This is a genomic window from uncultured Castellaniella sp., assembly GCF_937988725.1.
GTDB lineage: Bacteria > Pseudomonadota > Gammaproteobacteria > Burkholderiales > Burkholderiaceae_B > Castellaniella.
In genome coordinates this window covers 832,435-848,897 of sequence record NZ_CALKHS010000010.1, presented here as the reverse complement: position 1 = coordinate 848,897, position 16,463 = coordinate 832,435, and the positions used below count along the sequence as shown (strand labels likewise).

Genomic DNA, 16,463 nt, shown 5'->3' with positions numbered 1-16,463 from the left:
TCCCCTTGCGGCCACACGAATGAAAACCTCCGAAATCCGTCAGAAATTCCTGTCCTTTTTTGAATCCAAAGGGCATCAGATCGTTCCGTCCTCGCCGCTGGTGCCGGGCAACGACCCGACGCTGCTGTTCACCAACGCCGGCATGGTCCAGTTCAAGGACGTGTTCACCGGCAAGGACACCCGGCCCTATCACCGGGCCACGACCGCGCAGCGCTGCGTGCGCGCCGGGGGCAAGCACAACGACCTGGAAAACGTCGGCTACACCGCGCGCCACCACACCTTCTTCGAGATGCTGGGCAATTTCAGCTTCGGCGATTATTTCAAGCGCGACGCCATCAATTACGCCTGGACGCTGCTGACGGAAGTCTATGGCCTGCCCAAGGAAAAGCTCTGGGTCACGGTCTACCAGGAAGACGACGAGGCCTACGACATCTGGGCGCAGCAGGTGGGGGTGCCCGCCGAACGCATCATCCGCATCGGCGACAACAAGGGCGCGCGCTATGCGTCCGACAATTTCTGGCAGATGGCCGACACCGGCCCCTGCGGCCCCTGTTCCGAAATCTTCTATGACCACGGCCCCGAGATCTGGGGCGGCCCTCCGGGCTCGCCCGAGGAAGACGGCGATCGCTACATCGAGATCTGGAACCTGGTGTTCATGCAGTTCGAACGCGACGCCCAGGGCAACATGAATCCCCTGCCCAAGCCCTGCGTCGACACCGGCATGGGGCTGGAGCGCATCGCCGCCGTGCTGCAGCACGTGCATTCCAACTATGAGATCGACCTGTTCCAGAACCTGATCCGCGCGGCGGCCCGGGAAACCGGCGCCACGGACCTGGCCGACAATTCCCTGAAAGTCATCGCCGACCATATCCGCGCCTGCAGCTTCCTGGTGGTCGATGGCGTCATCCCCGGCAACGAGGGACGCGGCTACGTGCTGCGCCGCATCATCCGGCGCGCCCTGCGGCATGGGCACAAACTGGGGCAGAAGGGCGTGTTCTTCCATCGCCTGGTGGCCGACCTGGTCGCCCAGATGGGCGCCGCCTATCCTGAACTGGCCGCCCAGCAGGCGCGGGTCGAACAGGTGCTGCGTCAGGAAGAGGAACGCTTCGGCGAAACGCTCGAAAACGGCATGCGGATCCTGGAATCCGCCCTGGCCGACCTGGCGGCGGGGCAGCCGCTGGACGGGCAGACCCTGTTCACCCTGTACGACACCTATGGCTTCCCGGTCGACCTGACCGCCGACATCTGCCGCGAACGCAAGATCCAGGTGGACCTGGACGGCTTCGAGGCCGCCATGGCGCACCAGCGCGAACAGGCCCGGGCCGCCGGCAAGTTCAAGGCGGCGGCGGGCCTCAGCTACGATGGCGTGGATACCCGCTTCGACGGCTACGAGCGCCTGGAAGGCCAGGGCACGGTGACGGCCCTGTACGTGGACGGCGTCTCGGTCCCGTCCATCGCCCAGGGGCAGGATGCCGTGATCGTGCTGGACGCCACGCCCTTCTACGCCGAATCCGGCGGCCAGGTGGGCGACACCGGCCTGATCCATAACGCCGGGGCTCGCTTCCAGGTCGCCGATACGCAGAAGATCCAGAGCGCGGTCTTCGGCCATCACGGCAGCCTGGTCGAAGGCGCGCTGTCGGTGGGCGATGCGGTCCAGGCCCAGGTGGACGGCCAGCGGCGCGCCGACACCATGCGCAACCACTCGGCCACCCACCTGATGCACAAGGCCCTGCGCCAGGTGCTGGGCGAACACGTGCAGCAGCGCGGTTCGCTGGTGGACCCCGACAAGACCCGTTTCGACTTCGCGCACGACGCGCCCATGACGCAGGAACAGATCGCGCGGGTGGAAGCCATCGTCAATGACGAAGTCCTGGCCAATCAGGCGGTGCGCACCCAGCATCTCAGCTACGACGAAGCCGTGGCCGGCGGCGCGATGGCGCTGTTCGGCGAAAAATACGGCGACGTGGTGCGCGTGCTGGACATCGGCTTTTCCCGCGAACTGTGCGGCGGCACGCACGTGGCCCGCACGGGCGACATCGGCCTGTTCAAGATCGTCGCCGAAGGCGGCGTGGCGGCCGGCATCCGCCGGGTGGAGGCCATCACCGGCCGCAACGCCCTGGTCTGGGTGCAGCAGACCCGGGACGTGCTGGATCAGGCCGCCGGCCTGCTCAAGACCCAGCCCGCCGGCGTGCCGGAGCGCATCCAGGCCCTGCAGCACCAGACCCGCCAGATCGAGCGCGAGCTGGAACGCCTGCAGGACAAGCTGGCCGCCGCGGCGGGGTCGGACCTGGCCGGGCAGGCCGTGGACGTGGCCGGCGTCAAGCTGCTGGCCACGCGCCTGAGCGGCGTCGACCCCAAGGCTTTGCGCGGCATGGTCGATCAGCTGAAATCGAAGCTGTCCAATGCGGTCGTCCTGCTGGCGGCCGTGACCGATGACAAGATCAGCCTGGTGGCCGGGGTCAGCCCCGAACTGACCGCCCGCGTCAAGGCGGGGGATCTGGTCGGCGCCGTGGCGGCCCAGGTGGGCGGCAAGGGCGGCGGGCGCCCCGACATGGCCATGGGCGGCGGTTCCGATGTGGCCGCGCTGGACGGCGCCGTGGCCGGGGTCGCCGGCTGGCTGGCGGCCCGCCTGGGGGCGGCATCGTGACGGATGAACTGCCGGCGGCCGATCAGGAGATCGATGCGCGGGGCCTGAATTGCCCCCTGCCGATCCTGCGCACCAAAAAGGCGCTGGCGCAGCTGGCCAGCGGCCAGGTGCTGTCCGTGCTGACGACCGACCCGCACGCCGGCCGCGATTTCCAGGCCTTCTGCCAGCAGACGGGCAATGCCCTGCTGGCCCAGCAGACCCGGGACGATGCCGTCATGGTGCATTACGTCCGGCGGCGCTAGCGGCCGGCATTGTTGTTTTTCTTGGTCCGGCATCCAGCTTATCCTGAGTATCCATTGCGGAACCAGGATGCCTGATGCTAGAATTTCGTGTTTTACACCGGTTTATCAAAGGATTATCAATGGTTGTGATTCGTCTGGCCCGCGGCGGCTCGAAGAAGCGTCCCTTCTACAATGTCGTTGCTGCCGATTCGCGCAATCGCCGCGATGGCCGTTTCATCGAGCGCGTGGGTTTCTACAACCCCGTCGCCAATGAAGGGCAGGAAAACCTGCGCCTCGCCCTGGATCGCGTCCAGCACTGGGTGTCCAACGGCGCCCAGCTGTCCGGCACGGTGGATCGCCTGGTCAAGGAATACTCCGCCAAAGTCGCCGCCGCCGCCTGATTCAGGCGGCCCGGCCCGTGATGGTGGATACCCGCCCGGATGATGCCGTCCCCGATGACCTGGTCGAAGTCGGCCGGGTGGCGATGGCTCACGGGGTGCGCGGCTGGCTGAAAATCCAGCCTTATTCCCCGCAGGCCGAAGCGCTGCTGAATGCGCCAGTCTGGTGGCTGAAAGCGCCGGATTCCGTTCTGGAACCCGGCGCTTTGTCGCGTCTGCGCGGCATGGCCGTGCAGGCCTGCCGCCGGCAGGGGGGGCAGTTCCTGGTGGCCCAATTGGCCGGGGTGGGGGACCGGGACGCCGCGGAATCCCTGCGGGCCTTCACCCTCTGGGTGCCGCGCGCGGCGTTTCCCGCCGCCGAGGATGATGAATACTACTGGGTAGACCTGATCGGCTGCGATTTCTACGGCCAGTCCGAATCCGGCGCCTCCGTGCTGCTGGGACGGGTGGGCCAGGTGCTGGACAATGGCGCCCATGCCGTCCTGCAGGTCGACTGCGGCGCCTGCGACGACGCGCGCGTCTTCCAGGTCCGCCAGGATGCCAAGGGCCGTCCGGTCCAGGTCCTGGTGCCTTTCGTGGCGGCCCACGTGCATCGGGTCGATCTGCCGAATCGCCGCATCGACAGCGACTGGCCCGCCGATTTCTAGGAACCGCGCCGCCGCCGGTTCCCGCCTGTTCTCGTGCGCGGTCTTCCCGGCCGCGTTTTCCTGTGATGCGCTTTGATCTGATTACGCTGTTTCCCGAGATGTTCGCCGCCGTCCGCGACCATGGCGTCAGCGGGCGGGCGCATCTGCGCGGCCTGTGGTCGCTGCATGCCTGGAATCCCCGCGACTTCACCCACGACGTCCACCGCACGGTGGATGACCGGCCGTTCGGCGGCGGGCCGGGCATGGTCATGATGGCGGAACCGCTGGCGCAGGCGGTGCGGGCCGTCCGCGATGCGCGCCGGCAGGCGGAGGCGGATGCGCCGGACCGGCCCGCGCCGGTGGTGCTGCTGTCCCCGGCCGGACAGGTGCACGGCCAGGGTCTGGCCCGCCGGTGGGCCGGCGGCACGGGCGCGATTCTGGTATGCGGGCGCTACGAAGGCATCGATCAGCGCTTCATCGACCGCTATGTCGATCAGGAGGTGTCGCTGGGCGACTTCGTGCTGTCGGGCGGCGAACTGGGCGCCATGGTGCTGATCGACAGCGTCGTGCGCCTGCTGCCGGGGGTTCTGCACGATGCCGAATCGGCGGAACAGGATTCCTTCAATCCGGCACTGAGCGGCCTGCTCGACAGTCCGCACTACACCCGTCCGGAAGTCTGGGACGGCGCCGCGGTGCCCGAGACGCTGTTGTCCGGCCACCATGCCCGGATCTCCGCCTGGAGACGCCGGCAATCCCTGGCCCTGACCGCCGTCCGGCGGCCGGACCTGCTCGATCAGGCCCGCAAGGCCGGCGACCTGAGCCCCCAGGACGAGGCGGCGTTGGCGGCGGCCGCGGCGCTCGCTGCGGATGACAAGGCGGGCCCCGGCCGGTAATCCGCCGCCTGAGGCTGGTGTTCCCGGCTTTTTTCCATGCCGGGGAACCGGAATTATTGACGGGCCTGTTGCACGGGCGCCAGCGGCGCGCCGTCGGGTCCGATCCGGTATTGCCGCTCGACCCAGGCGCTTGCGGGCCCGTTGGTGCGGGAGCAGGGGGCGTGCGGCCGGCAGTAGCGCGGATCGTCGACCATATAGCGCAGGAAAGTCCCGGTCTTGAACGCCCGTTCGGTGGCGCTCAGGTTGGCCGGCTGTTCCTGACTGGGATAGCCCAGATAGGCCTGGGCCAGGTAGGTCCCGGGGGCCAGCAGCATGGCTTCCCGGACCAGCTTGGCCCCGGCGATGTGGTCCGGGTGGTCATGTCCCCGGCAGCGCCAGCAGAGCTGGGTATAGGGCGTGGCGATGGAAGCGTCCATCAGGCGGACGGTGGTGGGCTGGACGGCCTGGATCAGGCTGGCGATCCAGGTCACGAGGCTTTCCCGGGTATAGCGTTCCGGGTAAGGCGCATAGGCCTGTACGCCCGTGTTCGGCACGGATTCCATGCGGCTCAGGGGCGTCAGGCTGCCCCAGCCCGGGCCCAGCCAGGGGTCGGGGATGCGCAGCATGATCAGCTGTATCCGGGAGGATCCGATCAGCGTATGCCGCAGCACCGTGCGCCCGCCCACGGACCAGCCATCGTCGCGCCAGTGATTCGCGGCCCTGGCCATCCGGGCATAGGCCGCCATGATGCCGCGCTCGCGGGCCTGCAGGTAGGGCTGGCCTTCGCCGCGGTCGCCCGCCGTGAAGTACACCACGCGCATGCATTGTCCCTGGCGGATGGCGTCGGCCTGGTCGGGATTCATGAAGAGCAGATCATCGTCGGTGTGGGCGACGAAGGCCAGGACGGTGCCGCGCCAGCACTCGGGCAGCGGCGTCGCGCCGCCCGGCATGGCGACGCCCGGCGTCGTCGGGGCCGGGGCGGCCGGAACGGCCTGGCTGGCGAACAGACCGGCGAACAGGTAGAGCCCGAGGCAGACGGACAGGAAGGCCCGCCGGCGGGGACCATTTGCTTTCATCTGGAAAGAAAATGTCAAATTGATGGCGTCGTTATTCTACGCTCGCCGGACGGGGCGTGGCGCGGCTACGCTCAGCATCCCGTCAGCTGTGGGGGCGGCGCCACACGGCGCGCCCGCTCAGGCGGCCCCGGCCTGAAAACCCAGCGGCGCGGGCCGGCGCTCGGGAGCCCGCCGCGCAGGCGGCTCGTCGTTCTCCAGCTGGAACACCGCGACCATCCTCGCCAGGGTGTCGGCCTGATCCCGCAGGCTGGCCGCGGCCGCCACGGATTCCTCCACCAGGCCGGCGTTCTGGCGGGTGGAGTCGTCCATCCGGGTGACGGCAGTGTTGATTTCCTCGATGCCGGTCGCCTGTTCGCGGCTGGCCCCGCTGATTTCCCCCATGATGTCCGTGACCTGCTGAATGCCCGCGACGATGTCCCGCATCGTGGCTCCGGCGAGCGCCGCCTGTTCATTGCCCCGAGCCGTGGCCTGGACCGATGTCTCGATCAGATGCTTGATTTCCTTGGCGGCGGCCGCGCTGCGCTGCGCCAGGGCGCGGACTTCGGCGGCCACCACGGCGAATCCCCGGCCCAGCTCGCCGGCGCGCGCGGCTTCCACGGCTGCATTCAGGGCCAGGATGTTGGTCTGGAAGGCAATCGAATCGATCACGCCGACGATGTCGGCCACCTGGGCGGAGCGCCGGTTGATGTCCTGCATGGTATCCACCAGTTGCGCGACCAGGACGCCGCCATCGCCGGCCGTCCGGGCTGCGCTCTCCGCCAGACGGTTTGCCTGTTGGGCGTTGTCGGCGTTCTGGCGCACGGTGGCGGTGATCTGCTCGGTGGTGGCGGCCGTCTCGGTCAGGGAACTGGCCTGCTGTTCGGTGCGGGCGGACAGGTCCAGATTGCCCGCCGAGATCTGGGCCGAAGCCGTGGCGATGGCGTCGGCGCCGCCGCGCACATTGCCGACGATGGTCGCGAGTTGCGTGCGCATGTCGTGCATGGCGAACAGCAGGCTGGATCGGTCGCGGGGGTGCAGGCGGATCGGCACGGCCAGATCGCCGGCGGCGATGCGCCGCAGGATGGACGCCGCGTAATCGGGCTCGCCGCCCAGCTGCCGCAGCAGCGATCGCGTGATCAGCCAGTTGACCCAGGCGGCGATCAGGCAGAGCAGCAGGATGCCGCCGCCCAGCAGATAACGGGTCCGGACCTGGCTCCGGACGCGGGCGTCCAGCAGTTGCTCCAGTTGCGTCAGGGCGACTTCGTTCAGCTGGAACTGGGTGTCCACGGCGGCGGTGAATGCGGTGAAATAGTCGCCCGCCGGGAAATCCAGCGACCGGGCCTGGATCAGCTCGTTGCGGGCCAGGGCGATGGCTTTGCCGGCGGCATTCAGCGCGCTTGCGCCGGCGCTCTCCAGGGCATCCTTCAGGCCCGGATCCAGGCTGGCGGCGCTGTCCAGCGCGCGCGTCAGGCTGTCGTGATGTTCCTGCGCCCGCTCCAGCAGCACGCGGATTTCGATGCGCTCTTCGGGCGTGGCCGCCCGCCGGGTCAGCAGCCCCGCGCCCAGGGCCCGCGTCTGCCCGAAGAGTTCGGTCAGCATGGGCGCCTGATCCAGTGCGGCGTTGATCAGGTAGTAGCCCTGGGCGTCGGGATCGAAGCGCAGGCCGTGGTGCTGCAGCAACAGGGATTCCAGGCGCAGCAACCGGGAGTTCAGTCCGGTGTGCGCCGCGAAGCTGTCGCCGGCCGACAGGCGGCCCTGGCGCAGCTGGGTTTTGATGTGCTTCCAGGCGTCCTGGATGTCCCTCCAGGACGAGGCCAGGGCGGGATCCCGGACGCCGTCCTGATGCAGGGTCCGGTCCAGGGCGTCCATCGCCTCGTCGGTTTCGTCCTGCTTGGCCAGGCGCTTGCCCTGGGCGGCGGCGTCGCCGTTCAGGGCAAGCGCGGAGAGCCCGCGGTGCTGCTGGGCCAGTTGCAGGACTTTCAGGTTCTGGCGCAGGGGCGTCAGGCCCTGGGTTTCCCATTCGGAAGCGCGGATGATGCGGCCTGACTCGTTCAGATAGAGCAGCGATGGCAGAGCGACCAGCACGACTCCGATGGCGGCGAGCAGGGCGAATTTCTGCCATAGGCGCAGGCGGTTCAGGCAGGCGTCGATCAGGCTGGGCCTGAAGGCCGTGGTCGAGGCGGGGGACGTCGTCATCCTGGCTCCGGGATGTGAGTGGCTGGGGGCGGGTTCGTTCCGACGCTCGGGGCGAATCGGCGCAGCCATCGTACGGGACTCGGGAGGCGGCGGCGTTGTTGCAGATCAAGAAGAGGGCGTTGTGCGAAAGACCATTGACGTTCGCAAGGACAAGCCTATACTGATCAACCGTAAAAATTACTTACTTCGAGTATCAATCATGTGGGCATTGTCGAGATCCGCCGTGTATCTGGTACTCGTGCTTTCCGGCGCTCCGGCCTGGGCGCAGGACGACGCGTTGATGGCGCGCGGCGCCTACCTGGCCGAGGGCGTCGTCGCTTGCGCCAACTGCCACATCGCGCGCAGCGCCCAAGGCCGGCCGCTGTTCGATCAGGGCCTGTCGGGCGGCATGCTGTTCGACGATGCGGCCTTCAAGGCCTATGCGGCGAACATCACGCCCGATCCCGAAACGGGGGTCGGCAAATGGACGGATGCCCAGCTGGGCAAGGCCATCCGCGAAGGCATCCGGCCCGACGGCAGCCTGATCGGGCCCCCGATGCCCATTGCGTTCTACCGGAACCTGTCCGATGCCGATCTAGCCGCCATCATCGCTTATCTGAAGGCTCAGCCGCCCGTCCGCCACGTCGTCGAGAAATCGGTCTATCGCATGCCTTTGCCGTCCAGCTACGGCCCCCCCGTCGCCGGGGTGGAGACGCCCGCCGCGACCGACACCCTGAAGTACGGCGAGTATCTGGCCAATATCGGGCACTGCATGGACTGCCATACCCCCCGCAACGACAAGGGCATGCTGCTCATGAATCACCTGGGCGCGGGCGGCCAGACGCTGAAGGGCCCCGCGGGCGACGTGGTCACTCCCAACCTGACCCCGGACCCGAGCGGGCTCAAGACCTGGACGGATGCGCAGATCGAACGCGCCATCCGCGAAGGCGTCGACAAGCATGGCGCCCGCCTGCAGCCCATCATGGCCTTCGGCTGGTACAAGAACATCAGCGGCCCGGACATGAGCGCGCTGATCGCCTACCTGAGGGCGCTCAAGCCGCAGCCTTTCGCGGACCGGAAGTAAGGTCTGCGCGCAGCCTTGCTCCGGCCCGGGTTCCGGGCGCCCCGGCGGACGCGAGGCGGATGACGGCGTCCGGCATCAGGCCGGGGAGGGCGCCGCGCTCAGCCTGAAGGTGGCGACAAGATCGGCCAGCGTGTCGGCCTGCTGCTGCAGGCTGGCGGCGGCCGCCGCGGATTCTTCGACCAGACTGGCATTCTGGCGGGTGACGTCGTCCATCTGGGTGATGGCCGTGTTGATTTCTTCGATGCCGCTGGTCTGTTCGCGGTTGGCGGCGCTGATTTCATTCATGATGTCGGTCACGCGGCGGATGGCGTCCACGATGTCCTGCATGGAAGCCCCCGCGTTGCTGGCCTGCTGATTGCCGCTGTCGATGGCGGCCACCGAGGTGTCGATCAGATCCTTGATTTCCTTGGCTGCGCCAGCCGATCGCTGGGCGAGCGCCCGGACTTCGGCCGCCACCACGGCGAAGCCCCGGCCCTGCTCGCCGGCGCGGGCGGCTTCCACGGCGGCGTTCAGGGCCAGAATGTTGGTCTGGAAGGCGATGGAATCGATCACGCCGATGATGTCCACGATCTGTTGCGATTGCGTGTGGATGGAACCCATGGTGTTGACCAGTTCGGTCACCAGGGCGCCCCCGGCGGTCGCCGTCTGCTTGGCGGACGCCGCGAGACTGTTGGCTTGCTGGGCGTTGTCGGCGTTCTGGCGCACGGTGGCGGTGATCTCCTCCATCGTGGCGGCCGTTTCGGTCAGGGAGCTGGCCTGTTCTTCCGTGCGCGAGGACAGATCCAGATTGCCGGAGGTGATCTGGGCCGCGGCGGTGGCGATGGACGTGGCGCCGTTGCGCAGTTCGCCGACGGTATGTTTCAGGCCTTGCGACATCTGGTCCAGCGCCTGTTCCAGCGCCGTGATCTCGTCCTTGCCCTGGGGCCGGATCTGCCGGCTGAGGTCGCGGTCGGCGACGGATCTGGCGAGCGCCACGGTGGCGCGCAGCGGCCCGGTGATGGAACGGGTGACCTGCCAGGCGAACAGCAGCCCCAGCAGCAGGGCCGCCAGGGTGGCGATGGCCACCAGCAGCATGCCGGCGCGGTTGCTGGCGTGGAGGTCCCGGGTATTGCGGTCGATCAGTTCCTTCTGGTAGGCCAGCAGATCGCTGACGCTGCCGACGTAGGCGCTGAGGTAGTCGGCCATGTCGTGGTCGTAGAACTGCCGGGCGGCGGCCTGGTTCCCGGATTCCTGGGCCTTGATGGCCGCGGCCCGGGCGCCGGTGTATTCCGCGCGCTTCTTCTGCACGACGTCGAAGAGCTTGCGGGCCTCCGGATCGCGGATACTGGCGTCGACCTGTTTTTGCAGCGCGGAGATCTTCGCGCTGGTGGCCGTCATGTCTTTCTTGATCATGCCGCTCAGTTCGGCGTTGTCCGTCCTGGACACCGTCGTGGTGCGCAAAGCGTTCATGGCGGTGTTCTTTTCCCATTCCGCGATCAGCCGCTCGGTCTTCAGCAGGCCGTCGGTGATGTCGGCCGTCAGGGTGCTGCTGCCCTGCATGCGCCAGATGCTGATGCAGGCCGTGATCAGCAGGAGCAGGATGATCAGGCTGAAACCGAGAGTCAGGCGGGTGGCGATTTTCAGCGTGCGCATGAGAAGAGTCCCTGTGTCCGGATGGGGGTGTTGGTGGATATCTCAAACATTCTGTCTTAAAAGATACGTTTCGCCAACTTGAAAGTGCGCCGATGCGCCAGTCGGCATGAATCGATTGCCGAAGGCGTCGAACTGCAGGATACTGGCGGACCGCCGCCCGTGTCCGCCGCCGCCGGGTGCGGGGACGAATGCGGTTTTGTTCGCCGCGCAGCATGCGCGGCCGTGATCGGAGAGGCTGTCATGAACTCGATTTGCCGGAACCCGGACGCCCGCGAAGGACGATGATGGCGACACCCGCGCATCGCATGGATTCGGCCCGCCTGGAGGCCTTCACGGACGGCGTGATGGCCGTCGCGCTGACCATCATGGTGCTGGAACTCAAGCCGCCGCATGCGCCGCAATGGCGGGCGCTGGCGGCCCAGTGGCCGGTGGCCCTGAGCTACATCCTGAGTTTCATCTACATCGGCATCTACTGGAACAATCATCACCACCTCATGCGGGTGACGGAAGGCATCCGGGGGCGCGTTCTCTGGGCGAACCTGTACTGGCTGTTCTGGATGACGCTGATTCCCTTTGCCACGGCATGGCTGAGCGAAACGGAATTCGCCGCTGTGCCGGCTGCCCTGTATGGCTTCGTGCTCCTGATGGCGGCGGGCGGCTTCTTCCTGCTGCAGCGTGAAATCGTGCTGTGCAACGGGCGGGATTCGGCGCTGGCCAAAGCCGTGGGGCATGACGTCAAGGGCAAGATTTCGACGGCTCTTTATCTCGTCGCGTTGGCGGTGGTGTCCTGGCGGCCCTACTGGTCCTGCGTCCTGTATGCCATCGTGGCGGCGATCTGGTTCATTCCGGACCGCAGGTTCGAGCGGGCGGTGATGCGGCAGCGATGACCACGGTTCCAGTCAAAGCGTCCGCCCCGCTTTGGCGCGCCATCCTGCAGCAGGCCTGGCCCATTCTCGTCACGGCCTGGGCATCCACCGTATTCGCCGTCATGGGCACGGTCATGGTGGGGCACGCCAGCGCCGCCGATCTCCAGGCCATGGCGCTGGGCGCTTCCGTCTACGTGACCGTCTTCATCGGCCTGATGGGGGTGGTGCATGCGCTCATACCCATCGTCGCCCAGCAGGTCGGCGCGCAGCGCCACGCCGAAGCCGGGCGCATCTGGGGGCAGGGCATCTGGCTGGCCCTCGGCCTGTCGGCCCTCGGGTCCGCCAGCCTGCTTTTCCCCGACCTCTGGCTGCTGCTCTCGGGCCAGGTCGAGCCCCGGGTCCACCAGCGCGTCGCCGGCTATCTGATGGCGCTGGCCGGCGCGCTGCCCGCCGCGCTGGTGTTTCGCACCATCTATGCGACCGGCGCCGCCATTTCCCACACCCGGGAAGTCATGGCCATCAATCTGGGCAGCATCCTGTTCAAGCTGCTGTTCAATGCCTGGTTCATTTTCGGCGGGTGGGGGCTGCCCGCCATGGGGGCCGTGGGCGCCGGCGTCGCCACCCTGCTGACCAGCTGGATCGTGCTGGCCGCGGGCCTGTGGATGATCCGCCACCGGACCGCCTTTCGCATGCTGAAGCTTCGGCTGGGCCGGCCGCGCTGGGCGGACCAGAAGGAGCTTCTGCGCCTGGGGCTGCCCATGGGCGGATCCTATCTGATCGAAATCTGCGCATTCAGCTTCATGACGCTGCTCATCGCGCGCGACGGCCTGTATGCCAGCGGCGCGCAGCAGATCCTGGGCAATCTGATCACCCTGTGCTACATGCTGCCCATGTCGCTGAGCCTGTCGACGGCGTCGCTGACGGCGCGGGCCGTGGGCGGCGCCGATCATGCCCTGGCCCGCCGGGCCGGACGTTGCGGCATCCTGATGGTGGTCCTGTGTGCGCTGCTGACGGGCCTGATCCTGGCGGTCGCGCGTCCCTGGATCGTGCGCGCCTATACGGACGAGGCGCAGGTGGCGGCCCTGGCGCTGGCGCTGCTGCACATCGCTCCGTGGGCGCATTTCTGCGATGCCATGCATTGCGTCAGCGCCTACGTCCTGCGGGCTTACAAGGTCGCGATGGCGCCCATGCTGATACAGACCGTCGCGCTCATCGGCATCGGGCTGCTGGGCGGCTGGTGGCTTGCCTACGGCCCCGCCGCGGGCGCGCTCGCGCCCGTCGCGCGGTGGCTGTCGCCCGGCGCTCCGGCAGGCGCGGCGACCATGTGGATCATGACCATGGCCGGCCTGGCGGCGACGGCCGCGTCGCTGTTCGCGTGGTATGGCCGCGTGCTGCGGCGCTTTCCGCCGTGACAGGACACGTGATGCCTTCGGAGCCCCGAGGGCGCCGTCACGCGGCCCGCGGCTTATCCCCGGTCGGATGGAGGACCTTGTGCAGAAAGGCGCGGGTCCGCTCGTTGCTGGGTTCCGTGAAGATCCGGGACGGCGGCCCTTCTTCGGCGACGACCCCCTGGTCGATGAAGAACACTCGGTCGGACACCTCGCGCGCGAATGCCATTTCGTGGGTCACCACCACCATGGTCATGCCGTCGTGCGCCAGCGATTGCATGACCTCCAGGACTTCGCCGACCAGCTCTGGGTCCAGCGCCGAGGTCGGCTCGTCGAAGAGCATGACTTTGGGTTCCATGGCCAGCGCCCGGGCGATGGCCACCCGCTGCTGCTGTCCGCCCGAGAGCTGGTTCGGGTAGGCGTCGATCTTGTCGAGCAGCCCCACCCGGCGAAGCAGGGCTTCGGCCTTCGCCACCGCCTGGGCTCGGCGCAGGCCGCCGACTTCCATGGGCGCCATGATCAGGTTTTCCAGCACCGACATGTGCGGGAAGAGATTGAAGCGCTGGAAGACCATGCCGACGCTCGCGCGCAGGCGGTTCAGGTCCGCCTTGGGGTCGTGCACCTTGAAGCCGTTGACCACGACTTCCCCTCCCGATACTTCTTCGAGGCCGTTGAGGCAGCGCAGGAAGGTGCTCTTGCCCGATCCCGAGGGACCGATCACGCAGACGACCTCGTTGTCCGCGATGTCGCAGCTCAGGCCTTTCAGGATATGAGCACCGCCGAAGTGCTTCTGCAGATTACTGACGTGTATCACCCTTGCCGTACCTCGTTTCCAGATGCTGAACGAAAGCGGACATCAGCAGCGTGATGACCCAGTAAATGGCCGAAATCGTCAGGTACGGTTCCCAGTACCGGGCATAGGCGCCGGAAACCGTGCGTGCCGCGTAGGCCAGTTCGGCCAGGCCGATGGCCGACGCCAGCGATGAATCCTTGACGATGGCGATCGCGTTGTTGCCCAGCGGCGGCAGCATGCGCCTGAACGCCTGCGGCAGCACCACCTTGCGCAGCGTCTTGAAATAGCTCATGCCCAGCGACCGCGCGGCTTCTCCCTGGCCTTGGTCTACCGACTGGATGCCGGCGCGGAAGATTTCCGAGACGTACGCCCCCGCGTTGAGCGAGATGGCCAGCACGGCCGACACGAACGCCCCGTAGTTGGAGCGGATCTCGCGGGCCAGTTCGCCGCTGATGATGAGGCCGTCGCTGGGGTTGATCAGCGTGGGCATCAGGGCGAAGTGGATCAGCAGGATCTGCACGAACAGCGGCGTGCCCCGGAAGAAGCTGACGTAGAACCGGACCGGCAGGCGCACGCCGAAGCGCAGGAAATACTTCCAGAAGCCGTGACGGGCCTCGGCCAGCCGTCCCACTCCCAGCAGCAGGCCCAGGAAGGTGCCGGCGATCACGCAGATCACCGTGCATTTGAGCGTCATCAGGGTCCCTTCCACGAAAAGCGGAAGGTACTCGTCGATCATGCCCCATTGGAAGCCGAACATCATGTCCCCCGTCCCTCAGGTGCTAGTGCCGGACGAATCCGGCGCGTCGGCCAGCCGCCCGATCATTGAGCGGGCAAGGTCGGGACATCGCTGTCGAACCAGTTCGCGTAGATCTTGGCATACGTGCCGTCCGCGACGATCTTGGCCAGTCCGGCATTGATCTTGTCCAGCAGGTCCTGGTTGCCCTTCTTCACGGCGATCCCGAAGTATTGCTGCTTGAACGAGGCGTCCTTGACCAGCTTGAAGTGCTTGTCGGGGTGGCTTTTGACGTAGAACTTGATCACGCCGACGTCGCCGACGGCCGCATCCACGCCGCCGCCGGACAGGTCTTCGAGCATGAGCGGCGTGCTGTCGAAGCGCTTGATGGACGGGTTGGTCTTGCCCAGCACGCCGGACACGGAGATGTCGCCCGTGCTGGACGCCACCACGCCGACCTTCAGCGATTTCAGGCTCGCCAGGCTGTCGATCTTGGAGTCCGAGGGCGCCACGATGATCTGTTCCGCGGGAAAATACGGGTGGGAGAAATCCACGACCTTGCGGCGCTGGTCGGTGATGGTGATGCCCGACATGATCATGTCGCGGTCGCCGTGTTCGAGCGTGGCGAAGATGCCTTCCCAGGGCGTGTTGATGACCTTGACCTTGAAGTGCTCGGCGGCGCCGATGGCCTTGATGACGTCGATGTCGAAGCCGACGATCTCGCGCTGCGGGTTCTCGTATTCGAAAGGCCGGTAGGTCGCCCCCGAACCCACGGTGTAGGTGGGCTCTTCCGCCGCATGGGCGTGGGGGGCGGCGAAGGCTGCCGCCAGCAGGAAAGCGGTTGCGAATTGCTTGAGCATGGTGATGGGTCTCCATCCGGAGGGAGGGGACGTCTTGTCGGAGGGCCGGCGCGACGGTGTCGGAAAAGTACGGACGGATTTTAGCAGGGCCGACCGGCGCGCCGCGGCGCCGTCGGATGCTGGCCGCAGGCGCGCCCGCCTGGCGGCCTGGGGCGTGGCGAATTTGCGGGGCCGATCGGACAGGCATAAAGTGCTTGACTTGGAGTGCGCTCTAACTTTTAGGATCCTGTCATGGAATCCCGCCTGACCATTGATGAAGTCGCCCGGCGCACGGGCCTGACGGCACACACGCTGCGCTATTACGAGCGTATCGGCCTGATCGACCCGATCGGCCGCGCGCCCGGAGGGCAGCGTCGCTATGCGGCTTCGGACGTGGCCTGGATCGAATTCCTGCTGCGGTTGCGAACGACGCGCATGCCTGTGGGCAAGATGCAGGCGTTCGCGACATTACGTGGCGTCGGGGACTCGACGGTGCCGGATCGTCGCCGAATGCTGGAAGAACACTTGGTGGAAGTGCTTTCGGACATCGAGGCGATGCGGCAATCCGCGGCTGCTCTGCAGGCCAAGATCGAGCATTACCGCTCGGTCGAGCAATCCCTGGCGTCGGACTCGTTTTCCAATGAAGGACATGCTGATGAACACTCAGGATCGCTACGAGCGCGGACTCGCCAAACTACAGGAAATAGACGGCCAGGCCGGTGAACAGGTGCTGGAAAGCCTGGGCGGCATCGCCCCGGACTTCGCGCGCTATCTGATCGAGTTTCCGTTCGGGGACATTTATTCCCGGCCCGGCCTGGATCTGAGAAGCCGGGAGATCGCCGTGGTTGCCGCGCTGACCGCGCTGGGCAATGCCGCCCCGCAACTCAAGGTGCACATCCAGGGCGCCCTCAATGTGGGCGTGAGCCGGACGGAGCTCGTCGAAATCATCATGCAGATGGCGGTCTACGCGGGCTTTCCCGCCGCGCTCAACGGCTTGGCCGCCGCCAAGGAGGTCTTTGCCCGGAACGCGTCGGCGTAACCAGTCCGCGTTCCGTGGTTCCGGCCTCCGCATCGCGGGGCCGGGGCAGGGGGCCCGCAAAAAAAACCGCCTGACGAATCAGGCGGTTGGGATAT

General features: G+C 67.1%; 16 protein-coding genes. 10 read left to right on the top strand and 6 right to left on the bottom strand.

The features are described 5' to 3' along the window. Window positions 1–19 precede the first annotated feature (19 nt). The 5 genes from alaS to trmD all read left to right on the top strand — a co-directional run bounded on the left by alaS (window position 20) and on the right by trmD (window position 4,785). A complete protein-coding gene (gene alaS, locus Q0263_RS14455; protein WP_298017585.1) occupies window positions 20–2,647 on the top strand; it encodes an alanine--tRNA ligase in 2,628 nt (875 codons plus the stop codon). Further along, on the top strand, window positions 2,644–2,889 hold the full coding sequence (locus Q0263_RS14450) for a sulfurtransferase TusA family protein (RefSeq protein ID WP_298017582.1): 246 nt from the start codon (window positions 2,644–2,646) through the stop codon (window positions 2,887–2,889). The genes alaS and Q0263_RS14450 overlap by 4 nt, the downstream gene beginning before the upstream one ends. Before the next feature lie 119 nt (window positions 2,890–3,008). Further along, window positions 3,009–3,269 carry a 30S ribosomal protein S16 gene (rpsP, locus tag Q0263_RS14445; protein ID WP_298017580.1) on the top strand — a complete coding sequence of 87 codons (261 nt, stop codon included), beginning with the start codon at window positions 3,009–3,011 and terminating at the stop codon, window positions 3,267–3,269. Between the two features lie 20 nt (window positions 3,270–3,289). Then, window positions 3,290–3,913 carry a ribosome maturation factor RimM gene (gene rimM / locus Q0263_RS14440; RefSeq protein WP_298019131.1) on the top strand — a complete coding sequence of 208 codons (624 nt, stop codon included), beginning with the start codon at window positions 3,290–3,292 and terminating at the stop codon, window positions 3,911–3,913. Window positions 3,914–3,978: 65 nt separating this feature from the next. Further along, the gene (gene trmD, locus Q0263_RS14435) at window positions 3,979–4,785 is read left to right on the top strand and encodes a tRNA (guanosine(37)-N1)-methyltransferase TrmD (protein WP_298019128.1); all 807 of its coding nucleotides are present in this window, start codon (window positions 3,979–3,981) and stop codon (window positions 4,783–4,785) included. Window positions 4,786–4,838: 53 nt separating this feature from the next. On the opposite strand, the gene Q0263_RS14430 is transcribed toward trmD, so the two are convergent. Together Q0263_RS14430 and Q0263_RS14425 are read right to left on the bottom strand one after the other, a co-directional pair. After that, complete coding sequence (locus tag Q0263_RS14430) at window positions 4,839–5,840, bottom strand: PIG-L family deacetylase (protein ID WP_298017577.1); 1,002 nt, start codon at window positions 5,838–5,840, stop codon at window positions 4,839–4,841. 117 nt (window positions 5,841–5,957) lie between these two features. Then, entirely contained in the window at window positions 5,958–8,015 is a 2,058-nt protein-coding gene (locus Q0263_RS14425) for a methyl-accepting chemotaxis protein (RefSeq protein ID WP_298017574.1), read from the bottom strand. A 223-nt stretch (window positions 8,016–8,238) separates the two neighbouring features. On the opposite strand from Q0263_RS14425, the gene Q0263_RS14420 reads away from it, so the two are divergent. Next, window positions 8,239–9,078 carry a c-type cytochrome gene (locus Q0263_RS14420; protein ID WP_298017572.1) on the top strand — a complete coding sequence of 280 codons (840 nt, stop codon included), beginning with the start codon at window positions 8,239–8,241 and terminating at the stop codon, window positions 9,076–9,078. A 75-nt stretch (window positions 9,079–9,153) separates the two neighbouring features. Here the strand turns inward: Q0263_RS14420 and Q0263_RS14415 are convergent, their stop codons facing one another. Beyond that, complete coding sequence (locus Q0263_RS14415) at window positions 9,154–10,710, bottom strand: methyl-accepting chemotaxis protein (RefSeq protein ID WP_298017569.1); 1,557 nt, start codon at window positions 10,708–10,710, stop codon at window positions 9,154–9,156. Between the two features lie 305 nt (window positions 10,711–11,015). Here Q0263_RS14415 and Q0263_RS14410 point away from each other — a divergent pair, with 305 nt between their 5' ends. Together Q0263_RS14410 and Q0263_RS14405 are read left to right on the top strand one after the other, a co-directional pair. Then, window positions 11,016–11,597 (top strand): TMEM175 family protein, encoded by a 582-nt coding sequence (locus tag Q0263_RS14410; RefSeq protein WP_298019125.1) that lies wholly within the window; start codon window positions 11,016–11,018, stop codon window positions 11,595–11,597. Then, window positions 11,594–12,988: an MATE family efflux transporter gene (locus Q0263_RS14405; RefSeq protein ID WP_298017567.1), complete on the top strand. Its 1,395-nt coding sequence runs from the start codon at window positions 11,594–11,596 to the stop codon at window positions 12,986–12,988. Before Q0263_RS14410 ends, Q0263_RS14405 begins: the two co-directional genes overlap by 4 nt. Before the next feature lie 37 nt (window positions 12,989–13,025). Here the strand turns inward: Q0263_RS14405 and Q0263_RS14400 are convergent, their stop codons facing one another. From Q0263_RS14400 to Q0263_RS14390, 3 genes are read right to left on the bottom strand one after another with little or no spacing between them, the layout of a single operon-like run. Then, entirely contained in the window at window positions 13,026–13,778 is a 753-nt protein-coding gene (locus Q0263_RS14400) for an amino acid ABC transporter ATP-binding protein (RefSeq protein ID WP_298017565.1), read from the bottom strand. Further along, on the bottom strand, window positions 13,762–14,517 hold the full coding sequence (locus tag Q0263_RS14395; protein WP_298017562.1) for an amino acid ABC transporter permease: 756 nt from the start codon (window positions 14,515–14,517) through the stop codon (window positions 13,762–13,764). The genes Q0263_RS14400 and Q0263_RS14395 overlap by 17 nt, the downstream gene beginning before the upstream one ends. A 59-nt stretch (window positions 14,518–14,576) precedes the next feature. Beyond that, window positions 14,577–15,350: a basic amino acid ABC transporter substrate-binding protein gene (locus Q0263_RS14390; RefSeq protein WP_298017560.1), complete on the bottom strand. Its 774-nt coding sequence runs from the start codon at window positions 15,348–15,350 to the stop codon at window positions 14,577–14,579. 231 nt (window positions 15,351–15,581) lie between these two features. On the opposite strand from Q0263_RS14390, the gene Q0263_RS14385 reads away from it, so the two are divergent. Together Q0263_RS14385 and Q0263_RS14380 are read left to right on the top strand one after the other, a co-directional pair. Then, entirely contained in the window at window positions 15,582–16,052 is a 471-nt protein-coding gene (locus Q0263_RS14385) for a MerR family transcriptional regulator (RefSeq protein ID WP_298017557.1), read from the top strand. Beyond that, window positions 15,979–16,368, top strand: a complete 390-nt coding sequence (locus Q0263_RS14380; RefSeq protein WP_298019122.1) for a carboxymuconolactone decarboxylase family protein — start codon at window positions 15,979–15,981, stop codon at window positions 16,366–16,368. The genes Q0263_RS14385 and Q0263_RS14380 overlap by 74 nt, the downstream gene beginning before the upstream one ends. Window positions 16,369–16,463: the final 95 nt, after the last annotated feature.